General features: G+C 43.7%; 14 protein-coding genes and 1 pseudogene. 14 read left to right on the top strand and 1 reads right to left on the bottom strand.

Going from position 1 to position 14,710, the window contains the following annotated elements; translation table 11 throughout:
- The first annotated feature begins 69 nt into the window (after window positions 1-69).
- Window positions 70-1,755: a glutamine--tRNA ligase/YqeY domain fusion protein gene (locus VJY63_RS02590; RefSeq protein ID WP_324048177.1), complete on the top strand. Its 1,686-nt coding sequence runs from the start codon at window positions 70-72 to the stop codon at window positions 1,753-1,755.
- 1 nt (window position 1,756) lies between these two features.
- Window positions 1,757-3,178 (top strand): cysteine--tRNA ligase, encoded by a 1,422-nt coding sequence (cysS, locus tag VJY63_RS02585; RefSeq protein ID WP_324048176.1) that lies wholly within the window; start codon window positions 1,757-1,759, stop codon window positions 3,176-3,178.
- 77 nt (window positions 3,179-3,255) lie between these two features.
- Here cysS and VJY63_RS02580 read toward each other — a convergent pair whose 3' ends face one another.
- Entirely contained in the window at window positions 3,256-4,977 is a 1,722-nt protein-coding gene (locus VJY63_RS02580) for a sigma 54-interacting transcriptional regulator (protein WP_324048175.1), read from the bottom strand.
- 355 nt (window positions 4,978-5,332) lie between these two features.
- Here VJY63_RS02580 and VJY63_RS02575 point away from each other — a divergent pair, with 355 nt between their 5' ends.
- From VJY63_RS02575 to VJY63_RS02520, 12 genes and pseudogenes are all read left to right on the top strand, one after another.
- Window positions 5,333-5,644 (top strand): phenol hydroxylase subunit, encoded by a 312-nt coding sequence (locus VJY63_RS02575; RefSeq protein ID WP_324048174.1) that lies wholly within the window; start codon window positions 5,333-5,335, stop codon window positions 5,642-5,644.
- A gap of 28 nt (window positions 5,645-5,672) precedes the next feature.
- Entirely contained in the window at window positions 5,673-6,662 is a 990-nt protein-coding gene (locus VJY63_RS02570) for an aromatic/alkene monooxygenase hydroxylase subunit beta (protein WP_324048173.1), read from the top strand.
- Window positions 6,663-6,671: 9 nt separating this feature from the next.
- Window positions 6,672-6,941 carry an MmoB/DmpM family protein gene (locus tag VJY63_RS02565; RefSeq protein WP_324048172.1) on the top strand — a complete coding sequence of 90 codons (270 nt, stop codon included), beginning with the start codon at window positions 6,672-6,674 and terminating at the stop codon, window positions 6,939-6,941.
- A gap of 30 nt (window positions 6,942-6,971) precedes the next feature.
- Window positions 6,972-8,510 (top strand): aromatic/alkene/methane monooxygenase hydroxylase/oxygenase subunit alpha, encoded by a 1,539-nt coding sequence (locus VJY63_RS02560; RefSeq protein WP_324048171.1) that lies wholly within the window; start codon window positions 6,972-6,974, stop codon window positions 8,508-8,510.
- A gap of 83 nt (window positions 8,511-8,593) precedes the next feature.
- A complete protein-coding gene (locus VJY63_RS02555) occupies window positions 8,594-8,956 on the top strand; it encodes a phenol hydroxylase subunit P4 (protein ID WP_324048170.1) in 363 nt (120 codons plus the stop codon).
- A 10-nt stretch (window positions 8,957-8,966) separates the two neighbouring features.
- Window positions 8,967-10,028 (top strand): 2Fe-2S iron-sulfur cluster binding domain-containing protein, encoded by a 1,062-nt coding sequence (locus VJY63_RS02550; protein WP_324048169.1) that lies wholly within the window; start codon window positions 8,967-8,969, stop codon window positions 10,026-10,028.
- Window positions 10,029-10,045: 17 nt separating this feature from the next.
- Window positions 10,046-10,372 (top strand): 2Fe-2S iron-sulfur cluster-binding protein, encoded by a 327-nt coding sequence (locus VJY63_RS02545; protein ID WP_324048168.1) that lies wholly within the window; start codon window positions 10,046-10,048, stop codon window positions 10,370-10,372.
- A 21-nt stretch (window positions 10,373-10,393) separates the two neighbouring features.
- On the top strand, window positions 10,394-11,314 hold the full coding sequence (locus VJY63_RS02540; protein ID WP_324048167.1) for a catechol 2,3-dioxygenase: 921 nt from the start codon (window positions 10,394-10,396) through the stop codon (window positions 11,312-11,314).
- Between the two features lie 78 nt (window positions 11,315-11,392).
- On the top strand, window positions 11,393-12,853 hold the full coding sequence (locus tag VJY63_RS02535; RefSeq protein ID WP_324048166.1) for a 2-hydroxymuconic semialdehyde dehydrogenase: 1,461 nt from the start codon (window positions 11,393-11,395) through the stop codon (window positions 12,851-12,853).
- A 29-nt stretch (window positions 12,854-12,882) separates the two neighbouring features.
- Window positions 12,883-13,725 carry an alpha/beta hydrolase gene (locus tag VJY63_RS02530; RefSeq protein ID WP_324048165.1) on the top strand — a complete coding sequence of 281 codons (843 nt, stop codon included), beginning with the start codon at window positions 12,883-12,885 and terminating at the stop codon, window positions 13,723-13,725.
- Window positions 13,726-13,736: 11 nt separating this feature from the next.
- Window positions 13,737-14,522 carry a 2-oxopent-4-enoate hydratase gene (gene dmpE, locus VJY63_RS02525; RefSeq protein ID WP_324048164.1) on the top strand — a complete coding sequence of 262 codons (786 nt, stop codon included), beginning with the start codon at window positions 13,737-13,739 and terminating at the stop codon, window positions 14,520-14,522.
- Window positions 14,523-14,569: 47 nt separating this feature from the next.
- Window positions 14,570-14,710: pseudogene (locus VJY63_RS02520) on the top strand (acetaldehyde dehydrogenase (acetylating)); the annotation flags it as partial.

Below are 14,710 nucleotides of genomic sequence, written 5' to 3'. Positions count from 1 at the left end.
TCGGCTATAATACTTTTTATTATGTTTTTTCACCAATCCAATTCACCCTTCATTTATAGAGCGAGCACTATGAGTCAGCCCGAAATTACTGCTGCAACCAACTTTATACGCAATATGATTATCCAGCAGCGTGAAGCGGGTCAGCAACAAAAAGTTATAACCCGCTTCCCGCCAGAACCCAATGGTTATCTACATATAGGCCATGCTAAAAGCATTTGTTTGAACTTTGGCATGGCTGAAGAGTTTTCTGGCGACTGTCATTTACGTTTTGATGACACCAACCCAGAAAAAGAAAGCCAAGAATTTATTGATGCGATAAAAGAAGACGTTAACTGGTTGGGTTTTCAGTGGGCGGGTGAAGTTCGCTTTGCTTCCGACTATTTTGAACAGCTTTATGATTGGGCTGTACACCTAATTAACACCGGCAAAGCTTATGTTTGTGAGCTGAATGCAGAACAGATGCGTGAGTATCGGGGCACGCTTACTGAGTCGGGCAAAAACAGCCCTTTTCGTGAGCGCAGTGTGGAAGAGAACCTCGCTGAATTTATCAAAATGCGAGCGGGCGATTATCCTAATGGTGCTAAGGTGCTCCGCGCCAAGATAGATATGACAGCAGCTAACATTAATCTGCGTGATCCCATTCTTTACCGCATACGCCACCAAGAACATCACCAAACAGGTAACAAGTGGTGTATCTACCCAAGCTATGACTTTACGCACGGCCAGTCAGATGCAATCGAAGGCATTACCCATTCCATTTGTACGCTGGAGTTTGAAGGCCATCGCCCACTTTACGAATGGTTTCTTGATAATCTGCCAGTGCCTTGTAAGCCAGTACAAACCGAGTTTGCGCGTCTTAACTTAAACTATACGGTAACGTCTAAGCGCAAGTTAAAGCTGCTGGTTGATGAAGGTGTGGTTAATGGTTGGGATGACCCACGTATGCCAACGATTTCTGGAATGCGCCGCCGTGGTTATACACCTAAATCCTTGCGTGATTTTTGTGACATGATAGGCGTTAACCGTGCCGGTGGCGTGGTCGATATAGGAATGCTGCACTTTGCTTTGCGTAGTGACCTAGAGCACTCAGCTAAGCGTGCTATGGTGGTGCTTAATCCCATTAAAGTAGTGATTACCAACTGGGAAGAAGGTCGTGAAGAAATGCTAACTTCGCCTAGCCACCCAGCCAGAGAAGAATTGGGCGAGCGCACCCTGCCGTTCACTAAAGAGTTATACATAGATAGCGATGACTTTATGGAAGAACCACCCAAAAAATTCTTCCGCCTAGCACCCGGTCAAGAGGTACGTCTGCGTAATGCTTGGGTCATTCGTTGTGATGAAGTGGTTAAAGACGAGCAAGGCAAGATTATTGAATTACGTTGTAGCTATGACCCAGAGACTTTAGGTAAAAACCCAGAAGGCCGTAAAGTGAAAGGCGTTGTTCATTGGGTGAGCGCAACTCACGGCATTTCAGCCGAAGTGCGTTTATACGATAACCTTTTCCAAGTTGAATCCCCAGATGCTGATAAAGACGTTGATTTTTTAGAGCACTTAAACCCAAAATCTTTAAGCGTCATTGAAGCCATTTGTGAGCCTAGCCTTGCCATTGCACAGCCAGAAGATCGCTTTCAATTTGAACGGGTTGGTTATTTTAGCGCTGACCGTTACGACCATCAGCAGGGTACTAAGCTAGTATTTAACCGTACCGTTAGCCTTAAAGATTCTTGGGCAAAAATACAGAAAAAACAGGGTTGAAATGAAAAGCTTACCGCAACTTAAAATTTACAATACCTTAACGCGCCAAAAAGAAGTTTTTACGCCAATAGAAGCAGGCAAAGTTAAAATGTACGTTTGTGGCATTACCGTTTATGACTTTTGTCATTTAGGTCATGCGCGGGTGATGGTGGCCTTTGATATGATTACCCGCTACTTGCGTACCCGTGGTTATGAAGTTAACTATGTACGCAACATTACCGATATTGACGACAAAATTCTTAAACGTGCTGATGAAAACCAAGAAACCATTGGTGAGCTTACTGAACGTATGATTAAAGCGATGCATGACGATGAAGCTAGGTTAGGTGTATTACGCCCCACTAGTGAACCGCGTGCTACCGCTTATATCACCGAAATTATTGACCTAGTTCAAACGTTAGAAGAAAAGGGTTATGCCTACGCTGCTAGTAATGGCGATGTCTATTACCGTGTACGCAAGTTTGAAAACTACGGTCAGCTAACTAACCGCAAGCTGGATGAACTGCAATCCGGCGCTCGAGTTGAAGTGGATGAATTTAAAGAAGATCCACTCGATTTTGTACTTTGGAAAGCAGCAAAAGTCTCAGAAGTGAGTTGGCCTTCACCTTGGGGCGAAGGTCGCCCAGGTTGGCACATAGAATGTTCAGCCATGTCAACTTGCTGCTTAGGTAACACTTTTGATATTCATGGTGGCGGGCCAGATTTACCTTTCCCTCACCATGAAAATGAAATAGCGCAAAGTGAAGCAGCAACCGGTCAAAAGTATGTGAATACTTGGATGCACGCTGGCGCGGTTCGAGTTGACCAAGAAAAAATGTCTAAATCGTTAGATAACTTCTTTACCATTCGCGATGTATTAGAAAAGCATGATGCCGAAGTAATTCGTTATTTATTATTGGCTAGCCATTATCGCTCATCCATTAACTATGCAGAAAGTGCTTTGCATGATGCCCGTAAAAACCTAGAGCGTTTTTACACGGCTTTGCAAGGTGTTAAGCCGGTTGAAGATGCAGCAATGGTGGCAACTGCGGGTGATTGGCGCAGTGATTTTTTTGCGGTGATGGATGATGATTTTAATACACCCGAAGCCTTTGCTGTCTTGTTTGATCTAGTTCGAAGCCTTAACCGCGCCCGTCAACAAGGTGATCTTCCATTAGCAGAAGCTTTAGCATTTGAGCTGCGTGATCTGGGCGATATTTTAGGTATGTTGCAGCAAGACGCTGATGCTTTTTTAAAAGGCAATACGCTTAATATGCAGCACAGCGTTAATCCAGACGTGATAGAAACTTTGATAGAAAAGCGCCTAATGGCTAAGCAAGATAGAAATTTTGCGGAAGCTGATCGTATCAGGCAAGAGTTGGAGTCGCAGGGTATTTTGCTAAAAGATACTAAGGATGGTACTAGCTGGACTAGGGCTAGCTAGGTTTTTAAAGCATTACCAATATTAGCTAGTGTCAGCTAGCCTAGATTAAGTAGTAACTAGGTTAGCTGACTAAAAAGTTAATTATCAGTTTTATTTTTATCTTCTTCTATTCGCTTTAGCCGATAAGCAAAAGCAGCACGAGTTAAGCCCAGCATTCTTGCTGCTACTGATACATTACCTTCAGAACTATCCATCGCCTTTTTAATGAGTGTCTCTTCAAGTTCAGTAATACTAATCTTATTGTAAATAACCTGTTCAGCCAGTGTTGTTTTTAAGTAGCTTTTGCTGTCAATCGTTTCGATCTGACCGGATTGCTGATTAATTTTACGAACATCACCTACACTTGCATCTAAAGATGAGTGGCCTGTATTAAAAAGTGTTAGTTCAGTAATGGAGTTTTGATCATCAGTCAGAATGATGCCACGCTCTATGGTGTTTTCTAGTTCTCGAATATTGCCTGGCCAGCTATAACCATGCAGTGCTTCTACTGCTAAATCAGTAAACCCTAAAGTGGTTTTTTTATACTGTTTCTCGTAGCGTTTACGAAAATGTTCAGCTAACAAAATAATATCGTTTTTTCGTTCCCTTAGAGGAGGGATGATAACTGTATAGGCATTAATACGGTAAAATAAATCTTGCCGAAACCTCCCTTCTTTTACAGCAATAGCCAAATCTTCATTGGTGGCAGCCACAACCCTCACATCAATTTTACGCGTTTGGTTATCGCCTACTCGCTCAATTTCACCTTCTTGTAACGTACGTAATAAGGCGGCTTGAGCACGCGCACTTAACTCAATCACTTCATCTAAAAAAATAGTACCGCCATTAGCTCTTTCAAAGCGGCCTTTACGTGATTGAGTTGCTCCTGTGTAAGCTCCTTTTTCTACACCAAAAAGCTCAGATTCAATTAGCTCAGGAGGAATGGCTGCACAGTTAACGGCAACAAAGGGTTGATTGTTACGTTGGCTCATACTGTGCACGCGCCTTGCTAGAACTTCTTTACCCGTTCCAGTTTCACCTAACAACAACATAGTGACTTCAGAATTAGCGCCCTTATCAATCATAGCTAACGCACTAGTAAAAGGCGGTGCTTCACCCAGAGCACGATGCAAGTTTTCAGGGTTGTAGGCTAAAGTTTGTTCTAAATCAGCAAGCCGTGATTGCAACTCATAAAGCTCATCAATTAAAGGCGCTTCTCTAAATAACAAACTGAATTCTTCATGGTCAGGCCACTCACTAGCCAGCTTGCCAACAATGCGACATTGATGGTCACCCTGCCCACAACATTCGACTTCTCTGAACTGGATGTCCATACCAGCAAAGTGGCTGGAATAAGCACAGGCATACCCCAGTAGAATCCAGCAAGCAGGTTCGTTTAGTTGGCCTAGCGTGGTTCGGCAAATTTCTACTTCAAAAGAATCGACCCATTCAAACTCAGCATAAAAATGTTTTTTTTCTAGATCGCACTCAAGTATTAACGGAATGGCTTTAACCATGCCACGTAAATTATGCAGCATTGGGCCCACTAAAAATGCTTGGTCAGGATCAGAGTTTTCTTCAATATTAAGCGCTAGCTCAGCGTCTTTTAATCCTGAAAAGTAACCTAAACGCATAAAGAAGCCCTTGCCTCTTTCTTGGCCAAGGGTTGTTATAATTTCTTTTCGAAAGCTAGATAAAGCGCCTAGGCTCATCAAAACAGAGCGTTGCTCAGCTAGCCAAATTTTACCTTCTTCAGGATTAAATTTTAGTTTTTTTAAAAGCTGCTCAAAGTTTGGTAGTTGTAAATTTGGTTTAGACACTTGTACACCTAGCGATTTGTAGTTGTTATAGGTTTTGTCATTGAAAGGTTGTTCGCTAAAAAATAGTTTAAACAGTATACCCCTAATCTTCTCTTAATTTTTCACCTCTTAATTAAAGAAAGTAACTGCATCAAAAGATCAATTCATTTTTTTTGATTGCTCAATTGATCAAGTTTATAGCTGTTTTTTATAAAATTGATAATGCCTGAATCATTCTTAATATTGCGATTATTTTCAATAAACCCATATAAATCAGATGGCTGCTTTTTTATTTTTGGTTTTGGCACACGGGTTGCAGTAGCTAGGTTGTAGGTGAATGATAAATCCAAAAATAAAAAAACTAGAGGATTCGGGGATGTCGCATTTACTAGTTGCTGAGGAGCGAGCCACAACACCTAATTATGGCTTACCCAATCTCACCAAATACATACGAGTACGCAGTAAGCCAGATGCTCGCTTTGTAGAGTTTGATTTTGCGATAGGAGAGCCCTCTTTGTTCGTAGAGTTAATTATGCCACCCACCGTTTTTAAAGTTTTTTGTACTAACAATGCTGTTGTTCATATGAATGATGAAGAAATGGCTAGCGTTGATGCAGAGCTAGAAAAATGGCGGTACGGCGACGAGGACACTTTGATGTCCCAAAATCGCAATCGATCCACTGAATAACAATAAAACTACTGATGGGTAATAGCTGATGACACCTGAAATTAAAACGGCAACTTTACAGCCTATTCGCAACACCTTTGCCAATATTGAACGGCGTTTTGGTGATAAACCTGCTTCGCGCTACCAAGAAGCAACCTATGATTTGCAAGGCGAAACCAACTTTCATTACCGTCCTTTATGGCAGCCGCAATATGAGCTGAATGATAAAAACCGTACTCAAATAAAAATGAATGATTGGTACGACCTTAAAGACCCACGCCAGTTTTATTACGGCACCTATGTTCAACAACGCGCCAAACACCAAGAAGCAACTGAAACCAACTACAGCTTTTTTGAAAAGCGTGGTTTGGCAGAACACTTATCTGAAGAAGTTAAAGCCAGCCTTCTTACCTATTTAATTCCTTTGCGCCATGTAGAACACACTGCCAACTTAAACAATATGTACGGCTGTGCTTTTGGGTATGGCACAGCCATTGCTCAAGCCTTGCTTTATAACGCTATGGACAGGTTAGGTAACGCTCAGTATTTATCAAGAATTGGTCTGCTATTAGATGGTAATAGTGCTGAATCGCTAGCCACTGCTAAGCAAGAATGGCTTAAAAATCCTGTTTGGCAGCCAATGCGTGCCTTGTGCGAAGAGATGACCACCGTTCAAGACTGGTTCGAGGTGTTTGTTGCCCAAGACCTAATTGTAGACACCTTGGTTTTTAATCTTTTCTATGAACAGTTAGATAAAAAACTTGGTTCGATGGGTGGCAGAGACGTAGCCCTTTTAACTGAGTTTATGCAGGTATGGACGAAAGATTCTAGCCGTTGGTTAGACAGTGTTTTAAAAACGGTTGCCAGTGAATCTGAAGAGAACCGCGCACTGCTTGAAGTGTGGGTTAAACATTGGCGTGCAAAAACACTAGAGGCTTTAAAACCAGTTGTATCAGCGATGCTTGATAACAGCGATGCACTAAGTCTTGCCGATGCATTATTAGAAGAACGTCTAACCAAAGTTGGCATTAATCGCTAAGGGGTCACCATGTCTAAAGTTTATTTAGCTTTACAAGATAACGATGATTCTCGCTATATCGTTGAAGCCATTATTGAAGATAACCCAGAAGCTACGGTTATCCATCAGCCAGCCATGATTCGCATTGAAAGCACGGGTGAATTGTTCGTTCGTCGCGCTAGCGTGGAAGAAAAAATAGGGCGGGATTGGGATATGCAAGAGTTGCACCTAAGCCTGATTACTCTGGGTGGTAACGTTGATGAAGATGAAGACCGACTCCACCTTAGCTGGAATGTTTAAGCCCAACACAATAATAAAAAGGTAAATACAATGGTTGCCAAAAAACTTAACCTAAAAGATAAATACCGCGCTCTAACCCGTGATTTAGATTGGGATTATGATTACGCCGACCGTAAAAAAGCTTTTCCCTATGAAGAGTTTGAAGGCATTAAAATTACTGATTGGTCAAAATGGGAAGATCCCTTCCGTTTGACTATGGATTCTTATTGGAAATATCAAGCTGAAAAAGAAAAGAAGCTTTACGCTATTTTTGATGCTTTTTCACAGAATAATGGCCACTTAAACGTTACTGATGCACGTTATGTTAATGCTATTAAGTTGTTTTTGACCGGTGTATCACCGCTTGAATATCAGGCTTTTCAAGGCTATGCCCATGTAGGTCGTCAGTTTAGTGGTGCCGGTGCGCGGGTTGCTTGCCAGATGCAATCCATTGATGAGTTGCGCCACGTTCAAACCCAAATTCATGCCATGAGTCATTACAACAAGTTTTTTGATGGCTTCCAAGACTGGACGCACATGCATGACCGCGTTTGGTATTTGTCAGTGCCTAAATCTTTCTTTGATGATGCACGTTCAGCTGGCCCCTTTGAGTTCCTAGTCGCCATTAGTTTTAGTTTTGAATACGTTCTAACTAACTTGTTATTTGTACCTTTTATGTCGGGTGCAGCACATAACGGCGATATGGCGACCTGTACTTTTGGTTTCTCAGCCCAGTCTGATGAAGCGCGTCACATGACCTTAGGTTTAGAAATTATTAAGTTCCTACTTGAGCAGCACGAAGACAACGTACCGCTGGTACAAAAGTGGATTGATAAATGGTTCTGGCGTGGTACACGCTTGCTAGCTTTAGTTGGAATGATGATGGATTACATGCTGCCCAACAAGGTGATGTCTTGGAAGGAAGCTTGGGAAGTCTATTTTGAAGAGGCCGGCGGCGCACTGTTCAAAGATTTAGCCCGTTACGGCATTGTTATGCCTAAGTTTGTTGAAACTACTGCTAAAGAAAAAGAACACATTTCTCACCAAGCTTGGTGGATCTTCTACACCCACGGCCACGCAGCAGCTTTCCACACTTGGATTCCAAGCGATGAAGAGTTGGATTGGCTTAGCGAAAAATACCCAGACACTTTTGATAAATACTATCGCCCACGCTGGGAATTAGCCAAGGAAATGGAAGCGCGTGGTGAGCGTTTCTATACTAAAGCCCTGCCACAACTTTGTACTACTTGCCAAATTCCTATGGGCTTTACAGAGATGGATGACCCGACTCAAATTGCTTACCGATCAAGTGATTTTGACGGTGAGAAATACCATTTCTGTTCAGATGGTTGCAAGCACATCTTCGATCAAGAACCAGAGAAATATGTACAGTCTTGGCTGCCTGTACACCAGATTTACCAAGGTAATTGTGGTGGCGCTAATGTTGAAGAAGTGCTTCGTGATTATTACAAGATGAATCTTGGTGAAGACAATATGGACTTTAAAGGCTCGCCCGATGAGCAACGTTGGAATGAATGGAAAGGTAAAGATAAAGGCAAGGATACAGACAAAGATCAAGATGTTGCTTAATAGCTGGTTACAACCTGCACAATAAAAAACAAAGCCACTAGGCAAATACTTACCTAGTGGCTCTAAAAACAGGAATTAACATTATGTCAGTCGTCGCTATAACACCTGATTATAAATTTGCAGCAAAAGACCGTGTTGAAAATTTTCACGGCAACCAAATCGTCTATGTGGGTTGGGATCACCACCTAATGTTTTGTTCTGCTTTTGCTTATCCAGTACCACCGGCAACAACTTTTAAAGCGTTGCGTGATGGGGTAATGCAAGAAGCCTTTGAACTGCATCCAGAGTACAGCAAGGTTAATTGGGAGACTGCTACTTGGTTGTTAGATAACGAACCTTTTCAACCCCAGTTGGATAAAAGCTTACAAGAACAGGGCGTAGGTCATAAGTCTTTACTAAGGTTTCAAACCCCTGAGCTTAAGGGTTATAAAAACGCAGGCGTTTGAGGAGAAAGCTATGTCTTATCAGGTAACAGTTGAACCAACAGGCGATGTGGTTGAAGTAGAAGAAGGACAAACCCTGTTAGATGCAGCATTAAGACAGGGAGTTTGGCTTCCCTTTGCTTGCGGGCATGGAACCTGTGGTACTTGCAAAGTACAGGTGCTAGAGGGTGATGTTGATGTTGGAGCTGCATCACCTTTTGCACTAATGGATATGGAGCGTGAGGAAGGTGTTGTTTTAGCTTGTTGTGCCTTACCTGAGTCTGACTTGGTTATTGAAGCTGATATAGATGTTGATCCAGATTTTGCTGGTTATCAAATTGAAGATTATCAAGCAAAGGTAGTTTCTATAGAAGAGCTATCGCCCACTATTAAAGGTATTCGACTCGCACTAGATCGGCCTATGCAGTTTCAGGCGGGTCAGTATGTGAACCTTAACTTACCTAGTGTTGAAGGAAGTCGAGCCTTTTCAATCGCTAACTCACCGACAGATTCAAGCTATGTTGATTTGCATGTAAGGCTTGTTCCTGAAGGTAAAGGTACCAGTTGGATTCATCAAACCATGCAACTGGGTGATGAATTAAAAGTTTCAGGCCCTTATGGACAGTTTTTTGTTCGTAAGACTGATGACAAGGATGTCATCTTTATTGCTGGTGGCTCTGGTTTATCAAGTCCTTTGTCGATGATTACAGAACTTTTAGAAGCGGGTGATACAAGGCAGATTTATCTTTTTCAAGGCGCTAGAAACTTAGCTGAGCTTTACAAAAAAGTTGAACTAGAAGCTTTGGTGGAGCAGCACAGTAATTTTCATTACTTACCTGCTTTAAATGATCCTTTGGCTAGTGATGATTGGCAAGGGTTTAAGGGGTTTGTGCACGAAGCAGCTAAAAGCCACTTTGACGGGCGCTTAGCCGGCCACAAAGCTTACTTATGTGGACCACCGCCCATGATTAATGCAGCAATTACGGTACTTATGCAAGGTCGCATATTTGAAGCAGATATTCACATGGAGAAGTTTTTAACTGCTGCCGATGGTGCAACAGCAGATTCAAGGTCTGCATTGTTTAAGCGTATTTAACGCGCTGGAAGGTTCTTATGGCTACTCAAAATGTTTGCCAAATATCAGTAACTAATCGCCAACAGGTGTTCAGCGTACCTAAAGGCGAACCTTTATTAATGGCAATGGAGAAAAATAATCAACATGCTATTCAGGTGGGGTGTCGAGGTGGGGGGTGCGGACTTTGCAAAGTCAAAGTACTGCAAGGTGATTATCAGACAAAGCGTATGAGTAAAGCCCATATTAGTGAAGAAGAAGCAGTTTTGGGTTTTGCTTTGGCTTGTCGGCTAACACCTTTAAGTGATCTAGAGCTTGAATCAGATCACTTCCAATTAAAAAAGCAGCAAATACAACAAGCAATATAAAAACAAAAAGAGGAAGTCCTAATGAGAAAAGGTGTAATGCGCCCAGGCCACGTACAAATCCGCGTATTGGATTTAGATGAGGCCGTTAAACACTATGTTGAGCTAATTGGTTTGATTGAAACAGGCCGCGATGATCAAGGCCGTGTTTTTCTAAAAGGCTGGACAGAAGTCGATAAGTATTCAGTGATTCTTCGTGAAGCCGACGAGCCAGGCATGGATTTTATGGGCTTTAAATGCGTTGACGAAGCAACCCTAGATTCACTAGCTGCCGATGTAAGCAAGCTAGGCATTGAAGTGAAAGAAATTCCTGCTGGTGATTTGCCGGATTGTGGCCGTCGTATGCAATTTGTAGCACCCACAGGCCATACTTTTGAACTCTATGCCACTAAAGAGCAAACCGGCAAATGGGGGATCAGTGATGTTAACCCAGACGCCTGGCCACGCGGTTTAAAAGGCATGAAAGCAACACGTTTTGATCACTGCCTACTTTACGGTGACGACTTAGAAGGCAACTTAAAGTTATTTGAAACTCTGGGTTTTGGCTTAGCTGAACAAGTACTAGACCCTGAAGGCAATAAAGCTGCCTTGTTCTTAACCGCCTCTATGAAAGAGCACGATATTGCCTTTATTAAGCATGAAGAAAAGAACAAGTTCCACCATGCTTCTTTCTATCTAGATACTTGGGAAGATGTATTGCGTGCTGCTGATTTAATTACCATGACCAATACCTCTTTGGATATTGGACCCACCCGTCATGGTTTAACCCATGGACAAACCATTTACTTCTTTGACCCTTCAGGTAACCGTAGTGAAGTGTTCTGTGGTGGTAGCTACTTCTATCCAGATCACAAAACCATTACATGGAAAGCTGAAGACTTAGGTAAAGCAATTTTCTATCACACCCGTGAACTGAATGAGCGTTTTTTAACGGCTTTAACCTAGTAAAACCCGTGGTATCAACCTTAATGGTTGATACCACATTTATTTAACGACTGGATAAGATTAGTAAGAGAAAAATTTATGAAAGAATTTAAGCACTTTATCAATGGTCAGTACGTGGTATCAGCCAGTGGTAAAACCTTCGAAAACCGTAGTCCGGTCGACAACAGCCTACTCGGTAAAACGTATGAAGCCGGTCGTGAAGAAGTAGATGCTGCAGTACAAGCAGCTAAAGCGGCACTAAAAGGTCCTTGGGGTAAACTCACCCAGGTTGAACGAACTAAACTGCTTAATAAAGTAGCCGATCGCATTAATGAGCGATTTGAGGAGTTCCTAGAAGCCGAGTGCCTAGATACAGGTAAACCTCGCTCGATTGCAGCACATATAGACATTCCACGTGGTGCAGCCAACTTTAAAGCCTTTACTGAAACCGTTGCTAACCTACCCACCGAAGGTTTCCGCATGGATACCCCAGACGGTAAAGGTGCAATGAACTTTGGCCACCGCACACCCAAGGGCGTTATTGCTGTTGTTGCTCCTTGGAATCTACCCCTATTGTTAATGACCTGGAAAGTAGGTCCTGCTTTGGCTTGCGGTAACACCGTGGTTGTTAAACCTTCTGAAGAAACCCCTATGACCACCACTCTTTTGGGTGAAGTGATGAATGAGTGCGGTGTTCCACCCGGAGTCTTTAACGTTGTTCACGGCTTTGGGCCCGATTCAGCTGGTGAATTTTTAACCACTCACCCTGATGTTAATGCCATTACTTTTACCGGCGAAACTCGCACGGGCGAAGCCATCATGAAAGCCGCCGCTGTTGGCTTGCGTAATATTTCTTTAGAATGTGGTGGTAAAAACCCCGGCATCGTCTTTGCCGATTGTGATATTGAAAAAGCAGTGGAAGGCACGATGCGTTCTGCCTTTGTTAACTGTGGACAAGTTTGTCTAGGTACTGAAAGGGTTTATGTTGAACGCCCTATTTTTGATAAGTTTTTAGCCCGCATGAAGGAAGAAGTGGCCAAGTTAAAGCTGGGCCGTCCTGAAGATGAGCAAGCTAACTTTGGTCCTTTGGTTAGCCTTGAGCACCGTGCAAAAGTTAAATATTACTATGACCTAGCCGTTGAAGAAGGTGCAAAAGTCGAAATCGGTGGGGGTATTCCTGATATGGGCAACGACTTAAATGATGGTGCTTGGATAGAACCTACAATTTGGACAGGGCTAGCTGAAGATGCACGGGTTATGCGTGAAGAAATCTTTGGACCTTGCTGCCATATCAGTCCTTTTGATAGTGAAGATGAAGTTATCGAGCGAGCTAATAACACTGATTACGGCTTAGCAGCGGCCATTTGGACAGAAAATTCTTCTCGCGCTATTCGTGTGGCAGAGCAAATGGAAGCTGGCATTGTTTGGGTTAACTCTTGGTTTTTACGTGATCTACGTACTTCTTTTGGTGGTGCTAAGCAGTCAGGTATCGGTCGTGAAGGGGGCGTACATGGTCTCGAGTTTTATACCGAACTGAAAAACATCTGCATCAAGTTATAAGTGCCAACCTCTTCAACAGGAACGCAGCAATGAACAACTCTGAGATTGGAAACATTATTGACGTCAAGGGTATCAACACCAACGTTCATGATCTTGGCAGCGGGTTCCCGCTGCTGCTGATCCACGGTTCAGGCCCCGGTGTCACGGCCTGGGCCAACTGGCGGCTGGTGATGCCGGAACTGGCAAATACTCGTCGGGTGATCGCACTGGACATGCTCGGATTCGGTTATACCGAGCGCCCCAAAGACCAGAGCTACACCATGGATCGCTGGGTACAGCACACCGTTGATTTGCTCGATACGCTGGAAATCGAGCAGGCCGACCTGGTCGGCAACTCTTTTGGTGGCGCACTGGCACTGGCACTCACCATCCGTCATCCACAACGGGTGCGCCGCCTGGTGTTGATGGGCAGTGTTGGCGTGCCCTTTACCATCACACCGGGGCTGGATGCCGTGTGGGGTTATCAGCCTTCGCTTGAAACCATGCGTCGGCTGCTGGATATCTTCGCCTATGACCGCTCACTGGTGAATGATGAGCTGGCTAAGATGCGCTATGAGGCCAGCATTAGACCCGGTTTCCATGAGTCTTTTGCCGCAATGTTTCCGGCACCGCGCCAGCGTTGGGTGGATGCTATGGCAAGCTCGGAAGCCGACATCCGCGCCCTGCCTCATGAAACACTGATTGTGCATGGCCGCGAAGATGAAGTGATCCCGCTGCAAACCAGCCTGACACTAGCGCAGTGGATCAACAAGTCGCAGCTGCATGTTTTCGGGCGCTGCGGTCATTGGACCCAGATCGAACACAGCCAACGTTTCATCAACCTGGTATCCGGCTTCCTTGTCGAAGCAGATCGCCTTCAATCTACTCACTAAAAGAGATTTCTATGGATAAACAACAGATTCAGCGTTGTGGTGATGAGCTCTATAACGCAATGCTTGACCGCGTAGCGGTTCGTCCACTGACCGAGCGTTTCAGTGGCATCACTATCGAAGACGCATACAACATTTCCATGCGGATGCTAGAGCGTCGCCTAGCCGCAGGTGAACACATTATTGGTAAAAAAATCGGCGTTACTTCCAAAGCCGTGCAAGACATGCTCAATGTTCACCAGCCCGATTTTGGTTATTTAACCAATACAATGGCCTTTAACCAGGGGGAAGAAATGCCGATCAGCCAAATGCTGATGCAGCCCCGTGCTGAGGGTGAAATTGCCTTTATTTTGAAAAAAGATTTGATGGGGCCAGGTGTTACTAATGCTGATGTGTTAGCGGCCACTGACTGCGTAATGCCTTGCTTTGAAGTGGTGGATTCACGCATTGAAGATTGGAAAATAAAAATTCAAGACACGGTAGCTGATAATGCTTCCTGTGGTTTATTTATTTTAGGCGATCAAGCCGTTAGCCCAACAAAAGTCGACCTAGCGACTTGCGGTATGGTGGTCGAAAAAAATGGATCAGTGATTAGTACGGGTGCAGGCGCAGCGGCGTTAGGCAGTCCAGTTAACTGTGTTGCTTGGTTGGCTAATACCTTAGGCCAGTTTGGAATTCCACTGAAAGCGGGTGAAGTGATTCTTTCGGGTTCACTCGTACCCTTAGTACCAGTCAAAGCCGGTGACCACATGAGCCTAAGTATTGGCGGTATGGGTAACGCTTCGGTACGTTTTGTTTAAGCACCATTTTTTAAGCCTCACTTCACCTAATAAAAGCAGGCATTACTATGAGTAAAAAACTAAAAGCCCTCATTATCGGCCCAGGTAATATCGGCACTGATCTGCTGATGAAAATGCAACGCTCTGAATGGATAGAGCCGGTTTGGATGGTGGGTATCGATCCTACCTCAGAAGGTTTAAAACGCGCT

Source organism: Marinospirillum sp., from assembly GCF_035271045.1.
Lineage (GTDB): Bacteria > Pseudomonadota > Gammaproteobacteria > Pseudomonadales > Halomonadaceae > Marinospirillum.
Note: the sequence above shows the minus strand (reverse complement) of the source record. Positions and strands in the feature narration are given on the sequence as shown.

Coding starts and splice junctions, on each gene's coding strand:
- VJY63_RS02590 (WP_324048177.1), top strand. CDS start 70: ATGAGTCAGCCCGAAATTACTGCTGCAACCAACTTTATACGCAATATG.
- cysS (WP_324048176.1), top strand. CDS start 1,757: ATGAAAAGCTTACCGCAACTTAAAATTTACAATACCTTAACGCGCCAA.
- VJY63_RS02575 (WP_324048174.1), top strand. CDS start 5,333: ATGTCGCATTTACTAGTTGCTGAGGAGCGAGCCACAACACCTAATTAT.
- VJY63_RS02570 (WP_324048173.1), top strand. CDS start 5,673: ATGACACCTGAAATTAAAACGGCAACTTTACAGCCTATTCGCAACACC.
- VJY63_RS02565 (WP_324048172.1), top strand. CDS start 6,672: ATGTCTAAAGTTTATTTAGCTTTACAAGATAACGATGATTCTCGCTAT.
- VJY63_RS02560 (WP_324048171.1), top strand. CDS start 6,972: ATGGTTGCCAAAAAACTTAACCTAAAAGATAAATACCGCGCTCTAACC.
- VJY63_RS02555 (WP_324048170.1), top strand. CDS start 8,594: ATGTCAGTCGTCGCTATAACACCTGATTATAAATTTGCAGCAAAAGAC.
- VJY63_RS02550 (WP_324048169.1), top strand. CDS start 8,967: ATGTCTTATCAGGTAACAGTTGAACCAACAGGCGATGTGGTTGAAGTA.
- VJY63_RS02545 (WP_324048168.1), top strand. CDS start 10,046: ATGGCTACTCAAAATGTTTGCCAAATATCAGTAACTAATCGCCAACAG.
- VJY63_RS02540 (WP_324048167.1), top strand. CDS start 10,394: ATGAGAAAAGGTGTAATGCGCCCAGGCCACGTACAAATCCGCGTATTG.
- VJY63_RS02535 (WP_324048166.1), top strand. CDS start 11,393: ATGAAAGAATTTAAGCACTTTATCAATGGTCAGTACGTGGTATCAGCC.
- VJY63_RS02530 (WP_324048165.1), top strand. CDS start 12,883: ATGAACAACTCTGAGATTGGAAACATTATTGACGTCAAGGGTATCAAC.
- dmpE (WP_324048164.1), top strand. CDS start 13,737: ATGGATAAACAACAGATTCAGCGTTGTGGTGATGAGCTCTATAACGCA.